Source organism: Leisingera sp. XS_AS12 (assembly GCF_041224635.1).
In the GTDB taxonomy this organism is placed as follows: domain Bacteria; phylum Pseudomonadota; class Alphaproteobacteria; order Rhodobacterales; family Rhodobacteraceae; genus Leisingera.
Genome location: NZ_JBGFGM010000111.1, coordinates 105708 through 127635 on the forward strand (window position 1 = coordinate 105708; position 21928 = coordinate 127635).

Sequence of the window (21928 nt, forward strand, 5' to 3'; positions counted from 1 at the left end):
CTTTTCAAGGCTCCAATTCGGCTGTCCGGGACCAGGTGAGGCGGTCATTGATTTCATCCACGGCATCCAGAAAACGCCGGTTGACGCCAAGCGGGTTCCGGTCGAGATCCCCCAGCTCCGTAACAACGAACCAGCAGCGCTCATCATTTCGCATTGGCTCGAACCTGCCCGCGGCAATCATCTCCCGGAAGCCCGCAAGCCCGCGCCGGAACAAGGATTGCTTCAGAATGAATTCGGCTTCCGTTCGGGCATGGATGTCCTCGATATGAACATGCGTTGAGCCGATGAGATCGCTCGAGGTGGACCAGGCACCAATCGGCCGGTTGCTGGGCGGACATGCGAGGTCCACAAGCCGCATCCCCTCTACCAGCCGGTCCAGACCGGCCACTTCGCCGTTGCCGCTCCATCGGCTGGTCATGACAACCATATCGTTCGACTGCTCCCCAAAGGAGCCGAAAAGCTTTCCGCAAACCCCCATGCCGGTGGGACGGGGGCGCCACCAGATCCGATCTGCAAAGCCCAGCAAGGTCAGCCTCAGGCGCAGAGGCCACCCCACCGCCGGCATCGCCCCGCGGACTTCCGCGGCAAACGCCCGAAAAGCTGGGCCGCGCATGTCCTCACCGGACAGCTTCACCCCGAACTCGCCGAGGTGAGACGCATCGATCTGATCGGCATGCGCGTTGAGTGCGACATCGACCCAGGGATCGCGGCACCTGCGTTCAAGATTGCGATCTGCGGCCGCCTCGTTGATGACCTCGTGCAGCTCGTCGCACCATGCCCTCAGGGCATCATCCAGGGGGCTAGCTTGTGCGTCTGTTTTTCGCATACCCTAAGCGCTCCGCATTTCCGATGGCCGATCGCTTTGGGAGCGACGGTCCCTCAGCATGTACTGAAGGGCCAAGGATACAGGGGTCGGGATCCGGGTCGCACCCGACATCCACCTTGTCACGGTGCCTCGGCTCACTCCAAGCGCCTCAGACACGCGGCTCTGCCAGCCGACCTTATCGCCATAGAGAGCCGTTCCGATACGGCGCAGTTGCGCCGGCGAAAGATGGCGGATCATTCGGTCCGCCTGCGGCTTTCCGCCCTCCTGCATACGCCATAGCCTCCTGTTGAATTTCAGCACCGAGCATAGCCACGCCCGGCCAGCCGCACAATACGTTTTTCGCATCTGCGGAAACCTGTGGCTGCAACGGAAGCGCAACAGGGAGAAACAGGTGATGGTTACGGTGTTTTGTGATTTAATTCAGCAGTTTAAGCACCTTGTAACGTCGTAACGCCTGTTTCGGCGAGGGAATGTATATATGGATTGAGTGTTTATACAGGAGTCTCTCTCTTCTTCTTTATATATAACTATCTATAGTGTTACAGATATAGATATACAGAATTAACAGAGCAAAATCAGCCACTTACGACCGAAACTTCACCTGTAACGCATATGTATCGGTGATACAACGTTGATTTTAAAGAACAATTGGGGAGTCGAGTGCGGGCTGAAACAGCCCCTGCCCGCCTTGGTGGGCCGGAATGCCCTCCCCGGCGCATTGCAATAAAGTAAAATAATCGCGTGAATTCAGCGGCGTAACCGAACAACGTTGCAATTCGAGCCTCTCTGGCAGCCAAAATGAGCCTCTACGAGCCATCTGCGCGGCATCAGCGGTCAGCGGCACACCGGGCGGGCTAGCCGGCCGCAGCGAGCAACCTTGCCATGAGGCCGATCTCCGATGTAGTTGCTGTGGCATGAAGGACTGGCCGGTTACGATCCCCAAAGACCTCAGAGAAGCGCTGGACACGTTCAGCTCAAACGAATGGCTTACCCCATTGCGCACCTGGGCAGAGGCCCACGGCCTGCAGCTGGCGGGGGCGCGCCTTTCAGAGCTGGAGCAAAAATGCGCTGAGCTGGAGCGCTGGAGATGGCCAGCCAGCCACCAGGACCGGTGGATCCTGATCAGGGAATGGCTGATCTGTGAAGGGTTTCACCCGCCCGCCGACCTGCCGCTTGAGAGCGAGATCCCAAGCTGCCGCAGCGGGCATTGAATCCGCTCGTCTCAGCTGCAAAGGAAGAGAGGGGCTTGGCGCGCCGGGCGGGTGAGCTGCATTTACATGGCCATCTCGGAGCTGGGATCTTCCGACGCCCTTTCCATGTGATGGGCCTCAATCTCCGCTTCCGTGGACGGCCTGTGGTAAGCGTAGCGAACCAGCTTGCCCACCAGTTCGGGCTTTCCCCATTTGGCAAATTTGCGATCCGCCATGAACGGCGTCCCCAAACGTTCCACGGTCACATGCTTGCCCTTAACCTCAAGAATTTGCGTCTCGCAGACATCATCAGATGCCAGAACAAGGATACGCTGCTGACGTGCAGCGGGCTTCTTGCCCGTCTTGCGCTGACCGCCCTCGCCAGCCGTGGCCGCCTCTCGGGCCCGCCTCTTCTCATGGCGGTCCGCGGGGAGAAGCGCATCAATCTTGCACAGAGCATGATAGATATCCTGGTGGCGAATGATCCGCGCCGTCCAGCCCTTCGTTTCCGGTACGAAATAGGCGGTCTTCACAGAGCGCATGATATCGGGCGCCTGCGGGTGATAGGGGAAGGCGATGTGGTAGAAGCGCCCGGTTTTGACTGCATAGACGTCCTCTGCGACATCAATCCGTTCAGGCTCCTGTCCGATCGGCATGAATTTCATGGGGTATCTCTCCTTGTTTGCAGCCAAGCTATTTCGGACCCCTGAAAACCCAAAATCATATTGTTTTTCGCATACACGCCCAGCTTGCAGCAGCTACCGGTTTTTTTTCAGACGCGAGAGGCGCAACGCTGAATTTACGACAAGCAACTGTTTTTGCTAATACTTTACATCATCCACAGAGAGCCCGGCACAACCCTGAAGTATCTTTTTCGCACTTTTTTTGGTCGGAGTGCATTTTTCCTCTTTTCAACTTCACTTCCTTGCGCTAGCTTTCTCCACAGATCGAACGGGCATGATGCCCTGAACTGCTGAAACTTGGGCCCGCTGGGCGCCACCGCGAAGAAAGGAGGACATGGAATGAAACGCCACGACGCAATCGCTCTGTCGACATTGCATGCACTCCCGTCACGTTCGCGGCGCGCCATGCAAATAGTCCCTGGAAGTTCCAATTCGCAGGGGTATCTCCCGTGCGGTTGGTTTATCCAGTCCGACGCCCGCGTTTCCGGCAGCTGAGGGTCTAAAAGCCCTAAAGATCAGCAAGATAGCCGGATCGGAACGCCCAGAGCATCGGGCCTTCCCTCAACCAAACCCGGCAATCTGCACCCTTCCTTGAAGAATTGTGCTTCCGCCGGTCAGACTCAAGGCTCGATGCCCTGATCTGCGCTCTTTGACATTGCTGGCGGAAGGCCTTGCTCCCGGTAGGAATATGCGACTTGCGTCGCTGACCGATCATCCGGATGCCAAGTCGAGGCCTGAAAGATTGCACCCACCCCGTGCGGGGAGGCTCTGCGATCACATGTGTCATGTGCTGGGGCCGGCAATTCGGTCGGCCCCGGCGCATCCTTAGATTTTCTCCCAGAGCCGCGCAGCAGCGCTGTTCCGGCAGAAGATCCATTCTGTGAAAATGGAACTGTGTTTTTTCATTTTCGCGGCGGGGTGTAGCGCAGCCTGGTAGCGCGACGGTTTTGGGTACCGTAGGTCGGAGGTTCAAATCCTCTCATCCCGACCATCTTTCTGGCGGCCCGATCGGGCCGCCCTGGAGCGTTAGTCGAGTGGTTAAGACGCCTGCCTGTCACGCAGGAAATCACGGGTTCGATCCCCGTACGCTTCGCCAAATTCCTCCGCGGCCCGCACATCTGGCCGTGGAACGGTTTTCTTCCAAGATCCGGTGTCCGGGGTATGGCGCAGCCTGGTAGCGCGTCCGTCTGGGGGACGGAAGGTCGCAGGTTCAAGTCCTGCTATCCCGACCAGATCTTGCAAGCAAATCGATATCTTCAGAACGCCTCTGACAGGGGCGGCGCGACAGGAGCCCGGGGTTGATACCTTCGGGAAAGCATCGCGGTCCGACGTTGCTAGGGCGAAGCCTGGGCCGCAACACCCAGGCAGACTTAGCCTCTGTCACAGGCGTTCTGAATGAGCGGGTATGGTATAGTGGTTGTGCCCGAGCCTTCCAAGCTCGTGAGGCGAGTTCAATTCTCGCTGCCCGCTCCAAAACATCATGGCGATGGTTTTCTGGTGAGCCTGGGCGCCCCCGGAGGGCCGGCTCGGCGTCAGAGGGCGAAACCAATGGGGACTGACGCCCCTTGGCAGACCCAGGCCCCACAGAAAGCCATTGCCGGCGGTTTCGGCCGCCATGCGACGGTAGCTCAGTTGGTAGAGCACCTGGTTGAAGCCCAGGGTGTCGGTGGTTCGAAACCATCCCGTCGCACCAGAAAACAGCGCATTCGCGCCTACCGGGGTCGGCCGCCCGGCAAAACTGGCCGACGAAATTCGCAAATATGTGCGGGTGTGGTGGAATTGGTAGACACACCAGATTTAGGTTCTGGCGGAGTAATCCATGGGGGTTCGAGACCCTCCACCCGTACCATAAACGCCAGCCTTCGGGCAGCGCTTCCTTAGCTCAGTTGGAATAGAGCGCCGCGCTACGGACGCGGAGGCCGGGAGTTCGAGTCTCTCAGGAAGCTCCAATACCCGCCGCCCAGGGTCAAGGGAACCGGTGGTGCCGGGACGGGACGGTAACGTGGCGGATTGCAAATCCGTAGCCTCTTCGTGAGACCCGGTTCGACTCCGGGCGGCACCTCCAGAACATGATCTCCGGCGCGGGGCCAGAAAAGGCACCCCGGAGATCGCAAGACAGCTTTGCCGGCAGTGAGCCCGGCGCCTCTGCAGAGGGCGCGCGGACGAGAAGCTCAGATGTGCGCGCATTCCGGGTCGCTCCGGCTGCCGGCTCCAAATTCGTGGTTTTTTGACGGGGCCCCACCCTTGCCCGGCACGGTAAGGGGTGGGTGCCGCCTTGGGGGCTTCGTCAAAAGATCACGGGCCTTTAGCTCAGTTGGGAGAGCGCCTGCTTTGCAAGCAGGATGTCGCCGGTTCGAGCCCGGCAAGGTCCACCAAATTCCTGAAGGATGCGGGCGTGTGCAAAGCGTTCGCATCGGGGCGAGGGCCGGTGAATGCCATAGGTAGCCGGCCAAGCGGAGGATCCAGGCAAGGATCATGGCGTGCCCGGTCGCGCCCTCGCCCGCAAATGAGCCTGTAGCTCCCCTCTGTTGATCTTGAGATCAACAGAGGGCAGAGCTTCAGGAGAAGCATAAGGCCATCTGGCCTCATGGTGCTGTAGCTCAGTGGTAGAGCGCCGGACTCATAATCCGATTGTCGTTGGTTCGAATCCGACCATGCACCACCAGCTTCGCGTTGAGAGCCTTGCGCTCTCCGCACATCCTACGCCCCTGTGCGAAAGGCCGGGGCCAGCCGGTCCCATCCGGGACGCCCCGACGATCCGCAAGGTATGGGGAAGCAGGGTTCCATCCCTTCGCCGGCGATTGCGGCAGTAGCTCAGTTCCTCTCATCGTTGCCGGCCAATGCCGGAACGACTGTCGGGCGAGCTGCTCCGCGGCCTGCACTGCAGGTCAGATGCGGCAGTAGCTCAGGGGTAGAGCGATACCTTGCCAAGGTATAGGTCGCGGGTTCGATACCCGCCTGCCGCTCCAGAATACACGGAATGCCGAAATGGCCGGGGTCACGCGGATCCTGCCCGGACGGTGGCCGGAAGGACAACTCGAGGAAAAACAGTGTTAGACCCGGCAGGGCATCCAGCGCCTTCGGACAGCGCCTTCCGGTCAATATTTTGCGGCCGCATCTCACGGAGGGATGGCAGAGTGGTCGAATGCACCGCCTTGGAAAGGCGGCGGGCCTTTACGGGTCCCGCCGGTTCGAATCCGGCTCCCTCCGCCAAACATGTGGAATCTTGCCAGAGATCGATCGGTGTGCCGCCACGACGCGGACGGTGCCGACATCTGGCCCTCGGGCGGATCAACCGCGGTCAAGCCTTCTGCGAGGAAAAAGAAATGAGGGTGAGCTCTTGGCGTCCGCTTTCACTAGGAGAGGCGCCAGCCAATTTCCACTCTTCCCGGGCAGGTGGCAGAGTGGTCGAATGCACCGGTTTCGAAAACCGGCGAACCTGAAAGGGTTCCGGGGGTTCAAATCCCTTCCTGCCCGCCAATACCATGCCCGGACGGCCTTATCAGGCCAGTGCCGACTCATGGAGGCATAGCAAATTTGCGGGCCCGCGGTTTCATCACAGCGGCCGCTGCCTTACCGGCAGCGCATGTCCGAACAGCCGGGGAAGGACCGGCGGCCTCCACCATTTTCAGAGCGACGCCGGTCCCTCCCGACCGCCGCTCAATCCGACAAGCCGGGAAATCCCGGCCGGCCGGTTTTGCCAACCGGTCGAGACCAGGGGCAACTGTCCTCCGCGCTGAAAGGCGGCGGGATCCGTGGCTGGATCACGGACATCTCCTGGTTATCAATACCCGCGTAAAGCGGGTTCGCTTTTGGGGCGTAGCTCAGCTGGTAGAGGTGAGCGCAGGTCCTGTCCTGTTCATTCCACTCATTGGGGCGTAGCTCAGCTGGTAGAGCAACGGTTTTTGGTACCGGAGGTCGGACGTTCGAACCGTCCCGCCCCAGCCAGGAATGAACAGGACAGGATCGGGGCTTTGAGAGGGAACCGAAGGCGCGAACGCTTTTGGTACCACAGGTCGCACGTTCGAACCGTGCCACCCCAGCCAATTCATTCTCCTCTGCGGCCATTTGGCCTTGGAGTTCGACCTGGCGCTTAACAGCGCTGAACACCTGGGTGGCTGGCCGAGTGGTCGAAGGCGGCAGTCTTGAAAACTGATGGGCGTGAAAGCGTCCCGGGGGTTCGAATCCCTCGCCACCCGCCACTTACGAACAAAAGTGGGAACTGTGGAAGCGATCGCTTCGCCGCTCACTATGGCTCTCTCAAATTGTGACCTGCGACCCAATATCGTAATTTGATCAACACCTACTTTGATCTCGTCAATGATCGCCCGAAGGAAGCCCCGCTTTCCGGCAATTGATTGCTTCGCAAGGGCCTCCTGGATCCCGGAAATAAATGTTGAAACCTTCTGATGGCTGACGCGAGCGTCCGGAGTGAGTTCTGCGGCGACCTGATCCCGTTCCCTTTGGGCGCGAAGGTGATGTTCCTTCGTTGACAGGAACCTTTGCTTGAAGTCTTCTTCAGCAAGGTCCACCAGCCCGTGCCGGATCATGTCGTACAAGGCGTCGAGGCTCTTCTTGGCCGCGTGTACTTCGGTGTCACGAGTTGCCAGCCGCTCCGCTTGATCTTCTTCGGCTTTCTCTTGGCGTGTGCGCAAAGGGTCGAGGAGTGCATTCGCTTTCTCGGAAGTAAGCAGGTCTTCTCGAACATGCTGAAGAACCAGCTCGTCAAGTGCGCCCATGGGTACACGGTGACCTTGGCAACCTGACTTACCCGTACGCATATGATTGGAACAGGAGTAGTAGCGATAGCGACCACCCTTTCCTGTTTGCGTGGTCATCCCGTTGCCGCAATGCGGACACGTAACGAGACCCGTTAGGAGGACATCGCCGGTCACGACTCTCGGCGGTGTCTTCTTCGGGTTCCTGGCATCAAGGAAATCGCGCAACTGCAGAAATTCATCTTCAGATACGATGGCCGGCACCTGCAGCGGGATTTCCACACCTCCATTTTCACCGCTGCGGAACGTAAACTCGCCCGTATATGTCCGATCGGTAAGGTGGCGATGAACGCCGCTCACGCCCCATTTGTTGCCTCTTCTCGTGCGATATCCTCTTTCATTTAGCCAGCATACGATTGCCTTGATACCCATGGGGCCGGAAGACCCGTCACCCTTGAGGGCAAGATCGAACATGCGACGCACCACGCTTGCATCGCGTTCATCAATCACCAAACCTTTTTTCCGGGTCTTTCCACGCCGTTCGACTTCTACAACTTTGTACCCGAAGGGTGTGCTGCCGCCGTTCCAGTAACCTTGCAGGGCGTTTTCGTGGAGGCTGCGCCTGACATGTTTTGCTGTCTCCAGTGATTGATATTCATCGAAAATAGCCAGGATGCGCCGCATCAAATTACCTTCAGGGCTTTCATCGGTTTGCTGAGTCAGGCTGACCACACGAACACCTCGTTTGGCCAACGATCTGATGTAGAGTTCGCCGACGACCTGATCCCGGAAGAAACGGCTGTATGAGTGAACGACAATAAGTTCACACTCAAGCCCGCCGTAAAGGATGGCATCGACCATGGCTTGAAAGCCTGGCCGCTTGTCGGTTGTGCCACTCTTGGCGTCTTTGAACTCACCGACGATGCTGTAAGCGCTATGCTTGCAATATGCCTTGAGCTGTTTGCGCTGATCTGGAATGGAAAGATCTTTTTGGGCCTGCTTGCCTGTCGAAACTCTCAGATAAATAACGGCGCGGCTGCCTGGTGAGGCGACAAACTGCTTTTGCACGGCAATACCCTTCCATGGAATCGCGTTCGAGGCGAAAAATGTGTGCTGGATCGGCTCCAACAATAGCCAGTGTACGAATCAAGGTTCAAGCGAATGTTCGCGTTTGTTCCCATTGAGCTCTTAGCGCTGGATACTTTTTCTTGGTGCATTTCAATTTGAACGCACCAAGAAAAAGCTCCAGGCTCAGTGCTTCAACGCGCGCGTGCGTTGGCCGAAATCACGAGATCCGAAGAGCAAAAATCTAAAAAAAACAGCTTGTTGTGGGGCTTGAACGGCTTGTAGTCTGAGGCCAACTAATTGGTGCACAACGGCGATGCCAATGTGTCCATCTCTTGAGCAGGGTTCTTCCTGCACTGAGGCCTGCCGATCGGTCGGTCTCATTAGTCAACAGCGAACCGGCTTCGGCTGGAACGCCAAAGCTATGGAGATGAGGCACAATGTCTGAATACACACATGATCTGTCGAAAGACGCGCTTTCGGCGGGCGCGAGGACGCAGAAAAGCCGTTTCAGGGAAACGTCCAGGTTTTTTGTCGTGAACGAACTCAAGTCGGTTCGGTTCGTGACAGAACAGGAAATCCGCGCGCTCGAAACCTTTTACCAAAAGGATATGAGTGATCTGCTGAATGACAAGAAAGGAGGGACGTAAATGAGTTATCCCTTCGGCCAAGACTTCCCTGGTACCCAGCTTAACGCGATCCTTTACGCCAGAGTGTCATCAGCCGAGCAGGCTAAATCGGATCTATCCATTCCTGATCAGATGGAGAGCATGCGAAAACACTGTCGACAGGCGGGGATCACTGTCGCGCATGAGTTCTCTGATGCCCGTTCTGGACGTTCATTGGATGGGCGTTCTCTGGGTGAGATATTGGACATAATCAAGTCCGGTACTGTGACGATCAATCTGCTGATCGTGCATTCTTTCAGTCGTTTGGCACGGGAATCCTACGAAGCTGAATGGCTGTAAACGGCGGAGCAATACTCGGCCACGGTAGCGGCGGTATTGTGCTGTCGCGGGCGGCCTAAAAGTCGTCCACTTTTGCCCTTTCGGTTTTCGGGAGGGCTTGGGGATATACACCGTGGACTTGTATTTGAAGGTGCGTCACGCTCATTTTCAGGATGGCTTGAGCGGACGCCAGATTGCCCGGGATTTTGGCATCAGCCGGGACAGCGTTGCAAAGATGCTGGCCTATTCGGAGCCGCCCGGGTATCGCCGGGTGGCGCCGATCCGACGGCCGAAGCTTGATCCATTCACGGATCAGATCGATCAATGGCTTGCGGAGGACAAGGCCCGGCCACGCAAGCAGCGCCACACAGCCAAGCGGGTTTTTGAGCGGCTGCGCGACGAATGCGGGTTTGATGGTGGCTACACCATCGTGAAGGATTACGTGCGCCACCGGAAGCGGACTGGCAGGGAGATGTTCGTGCCGCTGAGCCATCCCCCGGGACATGCACAAGCGGATTTTGGTGAAGCGCTTGTGGTGATTGGCGGCGTTGAGCAGAAGGCGCACTTCTTCGCCTTTGATCTGCCGCAGAGCGATGCGTGTTTTCTCCGGGCCTATCCTGCAGCGACCACCGAGGCTTGGCTGGATGGGCATGTGCATGCCTTTGCATTCTTTGGGGCGGTTCCCCTGTCGATCCTCTATGACAATGACCGCTGCCTGGTGGCGAAGATCATGCCAGACGGCACCCGGCAAAGAACTCAACGGTTCAGCGCAATGCTGTCGCATTATGTGATCGATGATCGCTATGGACGTCCGGGCAAGGGGAACGACAAGGGCGCTGTGGAGGGACTGGTAGGTTATGGACGGCGCAACTTCATGGTGCCGATCCCGCGCTTTGCTGACTGGGATGCGTTCAACGATTATCTTGAAGAGCAATGCCGCAAACGGCAGGCCGACATTCTGCGCGGCCACAAGATCAGCATTGGCGAGCGGCTGGAAGCGGATCTTGCTGCGATGCGCACCCTGCCAACCGCGCCCTTTGAAGCTTGTGATCTGCAAAGCGGCCAGGTCACGTCGACATCGGTGGTGCGGTATCGCGGTAACGACTACTCGGTACCGGTCACCTATGGCCACCGCGCGGTCTGGATCAAGGGCTTCGTGACCCGCGTCGTTATCGGCAGCAGTACCGAGGTGATCGCCGATCATCCCCGCTCTTATGACAGCGGCGACATGGTGTTCGACCCGCTGCATTACCTGCCACTGATCGAGCGCAAGATCATGTCCTTCGATCAGGCTGCGCCCCTGCAGGGTTGGGAACTGCCTGAAGCCTTCGCCACGCTCCGACGATTACTGGAAGCGCGCCAGGGAAAGGCGGGCAAAAGGGAGTATGTGCAGGTCCTGCGCCTGCTGGAACGGTTCGAGTTGGAGGTACTGCACCTGGCCGTCAAAGACGCCCTGCGAATGGGTGCGGTCAGCTTCGACGCGATCAAGCACCTTGTCCTGTGCAGGGTCGAGCGAAGGCCCCCGAGGCTGGATCTTGATGTCTATCCGTTCCTGCCCAGAACCAACATCGCCACTACCTCGGCTGCGTCCTACATGCGCCTTCTGGCAGGAGGTGAGGCATGACGAACGCCCCCGAACTGCTGCTCGCCCACCACCTCAAAACCCTGCGACTGCCGACCTTCCTGCGCGAACACGACAAGCAGGCGCGCATCTGTGCGGCCGAGGGCGTGGATCATGTGCGCTACCTGGCCCGGCTGACCGAGCTGGAACTGATCGACCGGGAGCGGCGCATGGTGGAACGCCGGATCAAGGCAGCAAAGTTCCCGGCGGTCAAAAGCCTGGACAGCTTCGACTTCACAGCCATCCCATCACTGAACAAGATGATGGTGCTGGAACTGGCGCGCTGCGAATGGATCGAGCGCAAGGAGAACGTCATCGCGCTCGGCCCGTCGGGAACCGGCAAGACCCATGTCGCCCTCGGGCTGGGGCTGGCCGCCTGCCAGAAAGGATTACCTGTCGCCTTTGTCACCGCCGCAGCCCTCGTTCACGAGATGCTGGAGGCCCGCGACGAGAAACGCCTCCTGCAGCTTCAGCGCAAACTTGCCAAGGTCAAACTGCTGATCATTGACGAGTTGGGCTTCGTCCCCTTGAGCAAAACCGGCGCCGAGCTTCTATTCGAGCTGATCTCTCAGCGATACGAGCGCGGCTCAACCCTGATCACAAGCAATCTCCCGTTCGAAGAATGGACAGAAACCTTCGGAACCGAACGCCTGACCGGAGCCCTGCTGGACAGGCTGACCCACCACGTAAATATCTTGGAGATGAACGGCGAAAGCTACCGCCTCAATCAAAGCCGCGCACGTATCGCCGACGTCCAAAACTGATCCTCAAAGAATTGGCCTGGCGGCCAATGCGCCTTGGACCGTGCTTGCTATTTGGGGGCCGCAAGCTCCAAGGCGCAAATCCCAAACTGGCCGACTTTTGCTCCGCCCCAGTGGCCGGGTTTTGGTCCGCCGTTGACACCCTCGAACAGAGTGTATTCATGCCCTGAAGCATCCAGCGCCCTGCGCAACGCATCTTCGGCGCGGTCCCAGCTCTCCTCGCTGCCGATCCGGTTTTCCGGCCGGGTGGAGAGTTTGATGCGTACATCCTTAAAGCCGAAGTCACGGTAGATGGACAGAACCAGGTCGTTGACCTTGAGGCACTCTTCGGTCAGTTGCTCAGGCGTGCAGTAGATGTGGGCGTCATCCTGGGTAAAGCTGCGCACACGCAGAAGCCCGTGCAGCGCGCCGGAGGGCTCGTAGCGATGCACTTTACCGAATTCGGCCAATTTCAGCGGCAGATCGCGGTAGCTTTTGGTGCCTTGTCCGTAGATCAGCATGTGGCCGGGGCAGTTCATCGGCTTCAGTGCATAGTCGCGGTCATCCTCGGTTTGCGCCAGGAACATGTTGGCGCGGTAGTTTTGCCAATGGCCCGAGGTCTCCCACAACGCGCGGTCCATGATGTCGGGTGAGTTCACTTCCAGATACCCGGCCGCCTCCTGCCGGTCGCGCATATAGCCGATCAAGGTCTGGAACAGGCGCCAACCGTTCGGATGCCAGAAGATCGAGCCCGGCGCGACCTCTTCGAAATGGAACAGGTCCATCTCGCGCCCCAGCCGCCGGTGGTCGCGTTTCTCCGCCTCGGCCATCATGGTCAGATGTGCGTCCAGATCAACCTTTGAGGCGAAGGCCACGCCATAGATCCGGCTGAGCATCGGGTTTTGGGCATCACCGCGCCAATAGGCCCCGGCAACCCGTGTCAGTTTGAAGGCAGCACCGGCGTCGCCCGTGTGGCGCATATGCGGACCGCGGCAGAGATCCAGCCAATCACCCTGCCGGTAGATGGTCACCGGCTCGCCCTCTGGGATCGCATCCAGCAGAGCCAGCTTATAGCGCTCGCCTGCAGCTTCGAAATGGGCACGCGCCTGGTCGCGGGTCCAGGTCTCGCACAAAAAAGGCGTGCGGCTTGCGATGATCTCACGCATCTTGGCTTCGATCACCGGCAGATCTTCGGGGGTGAAGGGCGTCTCCCGTTCGAAGTCGTAGTAGAAACCATGTTCGATTGCCGGGCCGATAGCTGTCCGGGTTCCGGGCCAGAGCGTTTGTACCGCTTCGGCCAGCACATGAGCCAGATCATGGCGGATCAGCTCCAGCGCACGCGGGTCATCGCGGGACACAAGCTCAACTGCAGCGCCATCAGGGAGAGCCGCCGACAGATCGGTCAAATACCCGTCGACCGAGGCTGCAACGGTGCGTTTGGCCAGACTGGGGCTGATTGCGGCGGCCAGGTCGGCAGCAGTCGCACCATCGGTCAGCACGCGGGCAGCCCCGTCAGGCAAGTGAACATGGATCATAGTGATTGCTTCCTGGGTCTTGCGGGCAGTGCCGGGGGATGTCCTGGCCCGCCCATGGGTTGCAGCGCTTCATCGGCGCGAAGCATTGGTGGAAAACAAGCGCAGGGTCACAAGGCCGCCGCGCTCAGAGTGTGAACGGTTATGCCCTGGGTCTCGCCCCCTTCATTTGGACGCATGCGCAGCATGGCCAGGCTTTGTTCGAGATACTCCTGCGCGAAATCCCGGGCGATCACGACAACGCGGCTGGTATGGTCGCCTGCCGACCAGCCCCTCAGTGGTACGGGAGGTTCGAAAATGTGCTGGACGCCATGAAAGACAAAGGGCGTCGGCACATCCTTGATATGGACAATGCCCTTCAGCCGCAGAATGTCCGCGCCACGCAAAGCGATGAGCGCATCCAGCCAGAAATCAAAAACGCTGGCTGGGATCGGCGTATCGATTGTCACCGATGCAGTAACGATCCTGCTGTCCGTCGCATGGTGCGATGGGCCTCCGATTTCCAGCACCGGCTCCTGTTGCGGCAGGCTGAACCCGGAAATCCCCGCCAAAGGATCTGCCGGTGCAGCGGCGTTAGGCGCCGCCAGCCAGTCGAGGACATCGCTGCGTGATGTCTCCTGGCCCAAGGCGCTGAGCCCGAACAACGCCCCTGAGGGGACGGCTCCATGCTCGGCCTCGATCCGCCGGGCGCCGGGGTTCAGCCGGTCAAGCCGCCGGGCCAGCGCCCGCTTGGCAGCCCGGTTGGCCAGATCCCGCTTGGTCAGTACAATCCGGTCGGCCATGGCAACCTGTGCCTGCGCCTCGGCGTGCTGATTCAGCGTATCCTCGCCCAGAACGGAATCGACAGCGGTCACGATGCCATCCAATGCAAAACTGGCGGCCAATTCCTTGTCGATCAGCAAAGTGTGGTGGACCGGACCCGGATCCGCCAGCCCGGTGGTTTCAATCACCACGCGGTCAAACGCCAGTTCCCCTTGGGAGCGGCGGTTCAGCAGGGACATCAGCGTCCTCGACAGATCCCCGCGGATCGAGCAGCAGATGCAGCCGGCTGCCATCAGAACCACATCTTCGGCAGCCTCTTCGATCAGGTCATGGTCCAGGCCGGCATCGCCAAATTCATTGACAACAACCGCGATACGGCCCGCTGCGGGATCATGCAGCAGCCGGTTCAAAAGCGTGGTTTTTCCCGCGCCCAGAAAGCCGGTGAGCAAGGTGACAGGGGTCTGGCTTTGCATGTCGTGCCGCTCTTTCTGGTTGCGAAGCATGAATGGCCATGGTGTTATAAGATAACATAACAGAAAACAAGGTATCCAAGTGGACAAAATTCGTTTCGCCCCCCGCCTATCGGTCGAGGAAGTCGAAGAGGGCTGCGTGCTGGCACCCAAGTTCGGTCCCGACGGGCTAATACCCTGCATCACCACTGACGCGGACAGCAGCGAGGTTCTGATGCTTGGCTGGATGACTGCAGAGGCCCTGCGGCTGACGTTGGAGACCGGCGAGGCGCATTACTTCAGCCGCGCCCGTCAAACTCTCTGGCGCAAGGGAGCAACGTCTGGCTTGGTCCAGCAGGTTGTCGAAGCGCGTATCGATGACGACCAGGACGCCATCTGGCTGCGTGTGGCAGTTGCAGGCTCTGGTGCTTCCTGCCATGTGGGCTACAGGTCCTGTTTTTACCGGGCTATACCGACTGGAAGCGCAGCGGGTGCCCTGCTGGTTTTCATGGAAGACCAAAAGAGTTTTGATCCGGTTGCCACCTATGGCGATGCAGCGAACCCGACACAGCTGTGAGTTTTGCCGCCCAAATCAAAGGGAAGGCAACCACACTGTGGCATATCCAGCGCGTAAAGCACTTGGTGCGTGATATGGCCGGTGCCGGGCAGCTTGCCCTGATTACCGTTGTCGAAATGGACTGCGACGATCCCGGATGTCCGGGGCCGACCACCCATGTCACCATCCTTGGTGTGGATTTGACCCGCCGGGTCGTCACTGTCCATTTACCGGTTCATGCGATCCGGGCTGCACATCTATCGCTACTCCGGGCCTAAGGCCCGGAAGTGATTTCCAAAGGCTGCGGGTCTGCTTGTCTTGAAAAAACTGGGCTCTCGCTGTGCTTGACAAAGAATTTACTTTCGGCCTACATCGCAACCGTTCTGGTCCGGCTGGGAAACCACCCGGTTAATAGGGAACACGGTGAGGTGTAGCCAACAGGCGCCGAATCCGTGACTGCCCCCGCAACTGTGAGCGGAGAGCACTGCTGCAACAAGCCACTGCCCCAAGGGGTGGGAAGGCGTAGCAAGGCCTCGACCCGCGAGTCAGGAGACCTGCCAGGATGATCACCCTGTCCGGGTGCGGGGCGCGCCAAGGACAACGGACTTCCGTAGTGGTGGCATTTTCACCGTCTGCGGAGGCAGTGCCTCTCAAAGACTCCAAATTTTAATTTCTGCCCAATTTGGGCGGATGCTTGGCTTGTGGGCGCTCCCATAGGCCGTGAGGAAAAACTATGAGCAAGGTACGCCTGTCCTTGGCCGCGGCTTTGGCCGCTTCTCCAGCCCTGGCGATAGCCCAGGACTTCGAAATCACAGATCTGGGAGAAATCATCGTCTCTGGCGGCTTCACCCCGGTGGAAGCACAGAAATACGGTCGCTCGGTCTCGGTCCTGACCAGCGAAGAAATCAAAGAGCGCGGCATCACCACGGTCCAAAATGCCCTGCGGGCCATTCCCGGCCTGATGGTGAACGGTTCGGGTGACAGCTTTACCCAGGTTCGCATCCGCGGTGGCGAAGCCAATCATACTCTGATCCTGATTGATGGTATCGAAGCCTCCGGTGGGGACAGCGAGTATATCCTGTCGGGGCTGGATACTGCCAATATTGAGCGCATCGAGGTCCTGCGCGGCCCGCAATCGGTGTTCTATGGCTCCAATGCCTCGGCTGGGGTGATCAATATCATTACCAAGACTGGCGAAATTGGCACTGAATATGGCGGCAGTGCGGAGTATGGCACCGATGGCTACCGTGCTTCGGCACGTGTCTCGACACGAACTGAGCGTGGCGGCCTCTCCTTCAGTTTGGCTCATGACGAAGACGATGGTTACGACACTTCTGGTGACGGTGGTGAGGAAGACGGCATTCGTCGAACCACACTGCAACTGAAGGGGGACTATCTGGTTACGGACCACTTCCAACTTGGTTTTAATGTACGCACCTCAGAAGAACATTACGACAGTGATAGCACATCATGGAGCGCAACCGATCCGGCTGGCTATGTGGTGGATGATCCGACGCAATATGCCGACAGAGAGGAGCGTCTGGCACAGTTTTTTGCTGAACTGGATACACTGGGTGGACGTTTGAAGCATCGCCTGGCGTTCGAGCGTACAGACTATGACAGTGCCCGAAACGGCGGGGCTGCGACCGAAACAAAAACGGAAGCCGCCAAATATCTTCTGAGCTTTGGCCTGAATGGACAGCCTGCCGATGACGCCGATCATCTGCTCAACGCAATTCTGGAATGGGAAGAGGATTCCAGCAGCAGCAATCCTCTTTATGCGCGTAGAACCAACTCGATCGCCCTGGAATACCGTGGCAGCTTTGCAAATGGCCTGGACCTGCAACTCGGCGTGCGGCGCGACAATAACAGTGCTTTTGAAGATGCGACCAGTTGGAACGCCAGCGCCTCTTATACCTTTGCCGGTAGCGGCATACGTTTGCATGGCTCGGCGGGGACCGGTATCGTGAACCCCTCTTATTTCGAACTTTTCGCTAACTCGACTTTTGGTACCACGACCTATCTTGGCAATCCGAACCTTAAACCGGAAGAGAACCGCAGCTTCGACATCGGCGTCGAAGTGCCCTTCCTTCAGGGGCGCGGGCTGGTTGATGTCACCTACTTTGACGAAACCCTGACCGGCGAGATCGAAAACTATGTGGTGAACGCCACTACCAGGTCCTATCGCAACCAGGCCGGAGACAGTGATCGCAAAGGTATTGAACTCACCGCCAGCCTCGACGCCACCGAAAATCTCGACTTGCGCCTGTCCTATACCTACCTGGACGCGACCAATCCTGATGGCTCTGTCGAAATCCGCCGCCCGGAGCATGAGCTACTGCTCAGCGCAACCCTGCAGACTTTCCAGGGGCGCGGCTCGGTGACGGCTGATATGCGTCATATTGCGGGCAATTGGGACAGCCAGTTCTTTGGCTCCTATTCCACAGTGGAATTGCCCAATTACACCACGGTGGATCTGTCGGCGCAGTATGAGTTGAACAGCAACGTGGTGCTGACTGGTCGTATCACCAACCTGTTTGACGAGGAATATGCCGATGTCTGGGGCTATGCCAAACGTGGCCGGGCTGCCTATGTCGGCATAAGAGCTTCCTTCTGATCCATGCGCAGATTGTCCGGCATAGTACTTGCCCTGTTGTGGGCTACGACCGGTGCCTTTGCCGGGCCGTCTCGCGTGGTTTCGATGAACCTATGTACCGATCAGCTGGCAATGCTTTTGGCCGCACCTGGCCAGTTGATCTCTGTCTCCTATATCGCGCGGGATACCCGCGCCTCGGCCATGGTTGACGAGGCCATGGCTTATCCAATCAATCATGGCAGGGCAGAGGAGATTTATCTGCTCAAGCCGGATCTGGTGATTGCTGGCGCGTTTTCCACCCGGGCCACCACCGAAATGCTGCGGCGTTTGGGGGTGCCGGTGGTGGTGTTTCAACCTGCCGACTCCCTGACTGATGTACGCGACCGGATCCTGCAGATGGGCAAAGCTTTGGGGCGCGAAAGGGCGGCCCGCGCATTGCTGGCCGAATATGACGGTCAATTGGCGCAGTTGCAGGTGGCCATGGGCGCCCGCCCGCGCGCTGCGCTTTATTCGGCCAACAACTACACGACCGGTCCAAAGTCTCTGGCTGGTCAGATACTCGAGGCCGCGGGCCTGACCAATATCGCGGCCGAGCTGGGCTATGCCCGATCCGGCAAAATGCCTTTGGAAGTTCTGGCCCTGGCCGAGCCCGATCTGCTGGTCGGAACTGTGCCTTATCCCCGCGCCTCGCGTAGCGAAGATAATTTGGCCCATCCCGTGGTAAAGCAGCTGGCCTCGCGCAGCGGGGCCGGGCAGATGCGCGATGCGGATTGGGTCTGCGGCACTCCGCATGTGCTGCGCACCGTGCAAAGCCTGGAGGAGGAACGCCGCCGATTTGTTGAAAAGGAAGGCCAGCCATGACCCGCCTGATGCTTATCCTGTCCGCCGCCGTTGTGGCGCTGTTCTTGATCTCACTGACCGTGGGACCGGCGGATGTGGCCGTGGGCGAAAGCCTGGCAGCGCTGTTCGATCACAGCTATGGCCCTCTGACGCTGGTGATGCGGGAAATCCGACTGCCGCGATCCATCCTGGCGGTGTTGATCGGCGCCGGGCTGGGATTGGCCGGTGCGGCAATGCAGGGCTATCTGCGCAACCCGCTGGCGGAACCGGGGCTGATCGGCGTGTCGTCTTCGGCCGCTTTGGGGGCGGTGCTGGCAATCAATACTGGGCTGGCGGCAACGCTGAGCATGGGCCTGCCATTCGCTGCGCTGGCGGGGGCGCTGATCGGCGTCTTTCTGGTGATGGCGCTGGCGGGGCCGCAGGGCGGGTCACTGTCACTGATCTTGGCGGGGATCGCCATTTCGGCCATGGCAGGGGCGCTGACCTCGCTGGTGCTGAACCTGTCGCCCAACCCCTTTGCGGCCAATGAAATCGTGTTCTGGATGATGGGGTCGCTGGCGGATCGGTCGATGGTACATGTAGGGCTGGTGCTACCCTTTGCCCTGGTCGGAGCCGTCATCCTGCTGACCCTTGCGCGCGGTTTGGACGCGCTGACCCTGGGCGAAGACGCAGCGCAAACCATGGGGATGAACCTGAATCGGCTGCGGCTATTTCTGGTTCTGGGCACCGCCAGCATTGTCGGTGGCGCGACCGCAGTGGCGGGCGCTGTCAGCTTTATCGGGCTGGTGGTGCCGCATATCCTGCGGCCCTTTGTGGCGGGGCAACCGTCGCGGTTGCTCTGGGCCTCTGCGTTGGGCGGTGCGGTCATGTTGCAGATGGCCGATATCGCGGTGCGGGTGATCCTGCCGTCGCGTGACCTGAAACTGGGTGTGGTGACCGCTTTGGTCGGCGCGCCACTTTTCCTGCATCTGATCTATAAGACACGGAAAGGCCTGGCATGAGCGCGCTTTCCATCGAAAACCTGTCCGTCACCCTGCGCGGTCGCCCGGTTCTGCGCGATGTGTCGTTCCAGATCCAGGCCGGAGAGTTCGTGGGCCTGCTGGGCCCCAATGGCACCGGCAAGACCAGCCTGATGCGCGCCGCGCTGGGGCTGATTTCCTGCGCCGGGCGCAGTTCGCTGGCCGAACTCAGCGCGGCTGATCGCGCCCAGGTCGTGGCCTGGATGCCGCAATCGCGCGAGATCGCCTGGCCGCTCCCGGTGGAACGGCTGGTGGCGCTGGGACGTCTGCCGCATCTGCCGCAGGGGGTGCGCCTGCCGCCTGCCGATCAGGCACTGGTGGATCGGGCCATCGCGCGAATGGGCTTGGATTCGTTCCGCGCACGCGCCGCTTCGCGTCTGTCGGGGGGCGAACAGGCCCGTGCCCTGATTGCCCGCGCGTTGGCGCAGGACACTCCTTTGTTGATGGCGGATGAGCCTGCGGCTGGGCTGGACCCGGCGCATCAGATCTCGACCATGGAGGTCTTTGCCTCGCTCGCGGCCGAGGGCCGATCTGCTTTGGTGTCCCTGCATGATCTGGGCCTGGCCGCGCGCCATTGCACAAGGCTGATCCTGCTGGCCGAATGCGGCATTCTCGCCGATGGTCCACCTGCGGAGGTGTTGACACCCGACCTGATGGCCCGGGCCTTTGGCATTTCAGTCTGGCACGAAACCACGGCACAAGGGTCGGTGTTTCAGCCGTTGGAGGTGCTGTGAAGGGCATGGTGACACTGGAACGCCCCTGGATCGAATTCAATCTGGGCGCGGACATGCAGGTGCTGAGCTGGGCCGTGAACCGCCCCGGTTTGGTGACTGCCCGTCGGATCTTGTGGCGTGAGGTCCGCAACAGCGACCTGCCGCGCGATCTGGATGTGACCGAGTGGTTTGTGGGTAAGCTTTCCGCGCGCGGTTGCGATGATGCGGTCGCCTTTCTCACGTCGCGCGATGTTCGACACTATTGCGAAGCCTCTGCGGAGGTGGAGGGCATCCAAACCCATGCGGTGGCGACAGTGGGTCTGTCAAATGCCGAACGGGTTGGCAGCCGGATGGATTATTCCCACCGCACCTGGGGCACCATCAATGTTGCCCTGCGCTTGTCCCAAGGCCTGACGCACGCCGGGCTGATCGAGGCGATGAGCATCGCCGTCCAGGCCCGCACCGCAGCCGTGATGGAGGCAGACATCGACCTGCCTTCAGGAACCGCAACCGGCACCGGAACCGATTGTGTTGCGGTGGCGGCTCCTACCGGCGCGACCTCTTATGCCGGATTGCACACCGCAACCGGCGAAGCGATCGGCAAAGCCGTCTACCAGGCCGTCCACGCGGGCGCCCTGGAATGGAATTCAATCAATAGGAGGGCAGCTGATGCCTGAACTTCAACAGGTGCTGAAAGACGCACTGATGCAGGAGGACTGCGGCTGGAACATGGGGTCATTTGGCGCCATTGGCGAGTTTCACCATGTTTACGGCGACCCGCTACCACAGGAACATGCTGGCTTGGTGCAGGTTACCAGCCGTGGTGGTGTCAGGATCGACACCCTCGAAGGGGTGCGCCCGGTGGCCTATGAGATGCTCAGCCCCAAACCCCACCGCTGGAGCCAAGCGGTTTCGCTGTGCCTGCCGCAGGAAGACGCGGCCATGTACCAGCGCTCCGTGCTGACCGCTCTTGGTCCTGACGAAAATGCCCTGCGTGACGAGGATCGTGGTGCCTGGCTGTTCGACATGGGCCTGGGCCAGTTTCAGGCTGATTTCTGCATCCGCACCGCTGACCCGGAGCTGCTGGAGGTTCTGAACGAACACGCCGGCCGATCACTGTTTGAACAGGGCAACCCCGCGATGGGTGCGATTTTGAAAGCGCATCCGCACCGGGTGGTTCTAACCCGTATTGGCCGGGTCGAGGTCTATCAGATGATTGGCGGTCCCGACACGGGCGGCAAATCCCCCGAAGGGCCGCACACCCACGTGCTGCCGAAACTGCTGAAGGCGGAGCGCACACATTCCGCCAACACACCCATCCCCGAGGGCTGGGTGCCCTGCTGCGGCGTGCATCCGGAAAACCCGGTCATTGGCCGGTTGGGCGAGGACAAAACCTTTAGCCGCAACGCCTTTGACGCCTTTCAGGTCCTGCTGGGGGAATGGGGTGCGGAAACCTACAGTCAGGGCAAGCAGGCGGTCTGGGACCTGTTGAAAGCGGAAACCCCGACAGAGGAAGCCGCTGAACCTACAACCCGCGAGGGCCGTGCAGGCTGGCGCAACGGTATCCGGCAATGGCGAGTACTGCATGGGCCGGACCAGCTGAGCCAGGCTTATGCCGAGCGCTTTGATCGCGGAGCTGAGCAAGCCGACCCGGAAAATCCGGGCCACTGA

General features: G+C 59.7%; 16 protein-coding genes, 15 tRNA genes, 1 pseudogene and 1 riboswitch. Of the genes and pseudogenes, 27 read left to right on the top strand and 5 right to left on the bottom strand.

The annotated features are described in order from the left end of the window. Positions 1-4: 4 nt before the first annotated feature. Positions 5-826, bottom strand: a complete 822-nt coding sequence (locus tag AB9K35_RS17015; protein ID WP_369927926.1) for a hypothetical protein — start codon at positions 824-826, stop codon at positions 5-7. Between the two features lie 914 nt (positions 827-1740). Between AB9K35_RS17015 and AB9K35_RS17020 the strand changes: the two genes are divergently transcribed. Next, complete coding sequence (locus tag AB9K35_RS17020; protein ID WP_369927928.1) at positions 1741-2037, top strand: hypothetical protein; 297 nt, start codon at positions 1741-1743, stop codon at positions 2035-2037. Positions 2038-2099: 62 nt separating this feature from the next. Here AB9K35_RS17020 and AB9K35_RS17025 read toward each other — a convergent pair whose 3' ends face one another. After that, complete coding sequence (locus AB9K35_RS17025; RefSeq protein ID WP_369927930.1) at positions 2100-2681, bottom strand: hypothetical protein; 582 nt, start codon at positions 2679-2681, stop codon at positions 2100-2102. Positions 2682-3613: 932 nt separating this feature from the next. Here AB9K35_RS17025 and AB9K35_RS17030 point away from each other — a divergent pair. The 15 genes from AB9K35_RS17030 (at position 3614) to AB9K35_RS17100 (ending at position 6901) form a co-directional block, all read left to right on the top strand. Continuing rightward, positions 3614-3690, top strand: a tRNA-Pro gene (locus tag AB9K35_RS17030). A 29-nt stretch (positions 3691-3719) separates the two neighbouring features. After that, positions 3720-3795 (top strand) — tRNA-Asp (locus AB9K35_RS17035). Positions 3796-3854: 59 nt separating this feature from the next. After that, positions 3855-3931 (top strand) — tRNA-Pro (locus AB9K35_RS17040). A 167-nt stretch (positions 3932-4098) separates the two neighbouring features. Then, a tRNA-Gly gene (locus AB9K35_RS17045) sits at positions 4099-4172 on the top strand. A gap of 144 nt (positions 4173-4316) precedes the next feature. Then, positions 4317-4392, top strand: a tRNA-Phe gene (locus AB9K35_RS17050). Between the two features lie 71 nt (positions 4393-4463). Next, positions 4464-4548, top strand: a tRNA-Leu gene (locus AB9K35_RS17055). A gap of 22 nt (positions 4549-4570) precedes the next feature. Continuing rightward, a tRNA-Arg gene (locus AB9K35_RS17060) sits at positions 4571-4648 on the top strand. Positions 4649-4679: 31 nt separating this feature from the next. Further along, positions 4680-4764 (top strand) — tRNA-Cys (locus AB9K35_RS17065). A 234-nt stretch (positions 4765-4998) separates the two neighbouring features. Further along, positions 4999-5074 (top strand) — tRNA-Ala (locus AB9K35_RS17070). A 214-nt stretch (positions 5075-5288) separates the two neighbouring features. Next, positions 5289-5364 (top strand) — tRNA-Ile (locus tag AB9K35_RS17075). Positions 5365-5593: 229 nt separating this feature from the next. Next, positions 5594-5668, top strand: a tRNA-Gly gene (locus AB9K35_RS17080). Between the two features lie 154 nt (positions 5669-5822). After that, positions 5823-5912, top strand: a tRNA-Ser gene (locus tag AB9K35_RS17085). A gap of 177 nt (positions 5913-6089) precedes the next feature. Next, positions 6090-6179: transfer RNA gene (locus tag AB9K35_RS17090), tRNA-Ser, on the top strand. 392 nt (positions 6180-6571) lie between these two features. Continuing rightward, a tRNA-Gln gene (locus AB9K35_RS17095) sits at positions 6572-6647 on the top strand. Between the two features lie 164 nt (positions 6648-6811). Beyond that, positions 6812-6901 (top strand) — tRNA-Ser (locus AB9K35_RS17100). Positions 6902-7411: 510 nt separating this feature from the next. On the opposite strand, the pseudogene AB9K35_RS17105 reads toward AB9K35_RS17100, so the two are convergent. After that, positions 7412-8485, bottom strand: a pseudogene (locus tag AB9K35_RS17105) (recombinase family protein); the annotation flags it as partial. A gap of 437 nt (positions 8486-8922) precedes the next feature. Between AB9K35_RS17105 and AB9K35_RS17110 the strand changes: the two are divergent. The 4 genes from AB9K35_RS17110 to istB all read left to right on the top strand — a co-directional run bounded on the left by AB9K35_RS17110 (position 8923) and on the right by istB (position 11814). Continuing rightward, the gene (locus AB9K35_RS17110) at positions 8923-9132 is read left to right on the top strand and encodes a hypothetical protein (protein WP_369927932.1); all 210 of its coding nucleotides are present in this window, start codon (positions 8923-8925) and stop codon (positions 9130-9132) included. Next, complete coding sequence (locus AB9K35_RS17115) at positions 9133-9450, top strand: recombinase family protein (protein WP_369927934.1); 318 nt, start codon at positions 9133-9135, stop codon at positions 9448-9450. A gap of 103 nt (positions 9451-9553) precedes the next feature. Further along, positions 9554-11053, top strand: coding sequence for an IS21 family transposase (istA, locus tag AB9K35_RS17120; RefSeq protein ID WP_369928279.1), 1500 nt, complete (start codon positions 9554-9556; stop codon positions 11051-11053). Then, positions 11050-11814: an IS21-like element helper ATPase IstB gene (gene istB, locus AB9K35_RS17125; protein WP_369927936.1), complete on the top strand. Its 765-nt coding sequence runs from the start codon at positions 11050-11052 to the stop codon at positions 11812-11814. The genes istA and istB overlap by 4 nt, the downstream gene beginning before the upstream one ends. A gap of 47 nt (positions 11815-11861) precedes the next feature. Here the strand turns inward: istB and thrS are convergent, their stop codons facing one another. Both thrS and AB9K35_RS17135 read right to left on the bottom strand, forming a co-directional pair. After that, positions 11862-13325, bottom strand: coding sequence for a threonine--tRNA ligase (gene thrS / locus AB9K35_RS17130; protein ID WP_369927938.1), 1464 nt, complete (start codon positions 13323-13325; stop codon positions 11862-11864). A gap of 107 nt (positions 13326-13432) precedes the next feature. Continuing rightward, entirely contained in the window at positions 13433-14557 is a 1125-nt protein-coding gene (locus AB9K35_RS17135) for a GTP-binding protein (RefSeq protein ID WP_369927940.1), read from the bottom strand. Positions 14558-14636: 79 nt separating this feature from the next. Between AB9K35_RS17135 and hisI the strand changes: the two genes are divergently transcribed. From hisI to AB9K35_RS17170, 7 genes are all read left to right on the top strand, one after another. Beyond that, positions 14637-15110: a phosphoribosyl-AMP cyclohydrolase gene (gene hisI / locus AB9K35_RS17140; protein ID WP_369927942.1), complete on the top strand. Its 474-nt coding sequence runs from the start codon at positions 14637-14639 to the stop codon at positions 15108-15110. A gap of 346 nt (positions 15111-15456) precedes the next feature. Next, a riboswitch (cobalamin riboswitch) is annotated at positions 15457-15666 on the top strand. Between the two features lie 156 nt (positions 15667-15822). After that, a complete protein-coding gene (locus AB9K35_RS17145; RefSeq protein WP_369927944.1) occupies positions 15823-17706 on the top strand; it encodes a TonB-dependent receptor plug domain-containing protein in 1884 nt (627 codons plus the stop codon). A 3-nt stretch (positions 17707-17709) separates the two neighbouring features. After that, on the top strand, positions 17710-18546 hold the full coding sequence (locus AB9K35_RS17150; protein ID WP_369927946.1) for an ABC transporter substrate-binding protein: 837 nt from the start codon (positions 17710-17712) through the stop codon (positions 18544-18546). Then, positions 18543-19526, top strand: coding sequence for a FecCD family ABC transporter permease (locus tag AB9K35_RS17155; RefSeq protein WP_369927948.1), 984 nt, complete (start codon positions 18543-18545; stop codon positions 19524-19526). The genes AB9K35_RS17150 and AB9K35_RS17155 overlap by 4 nt, the downstream gene beginning before the upstream one ends. Next, the gene (locus AB9K35_RS17160) at positions 19523-20278 is read left to right on the top strand and encodes an ABC transporter ATP-binding protein (RefSeq protein WP_369927949.1); all 756 of its coding nucleotides are present in this window, start codon (positions 19523-19525) and stop codon (positions 20276-20278) included. Before AB9K35_RS17155 ends, AB9K35_RS17160 begins: the two co-directional genes overlap by 4 nt. A 5-nt stretch (positions 20279-20283) precedes the next feature. Further along, positions 20284-20934 (top strand): adenosylcobinamide amidohydrolase, encoded by a 651-nt coding sequence (locus tag AB9K35_RS17165; protein WP_369927951.1) that lies wholly within the window; start codon positions 20284-20286, stop codon positions 20932-20934. After that, the gene (locus AB9K35_RS17170; protein ID WP_369927953.1) at positions 20927-21928 is read left to right on the top strand and encodes a hypothetical protein; all 1002 of its coding nucleotides are present in this window, start codon (positions 20927-20929) and stop codon (positions 21926-21928) included. The genes AB9K35_RS17165 and AB9K35_RS17170 overlap by 8 nt, the downstream gene beginning before the upstream one ends.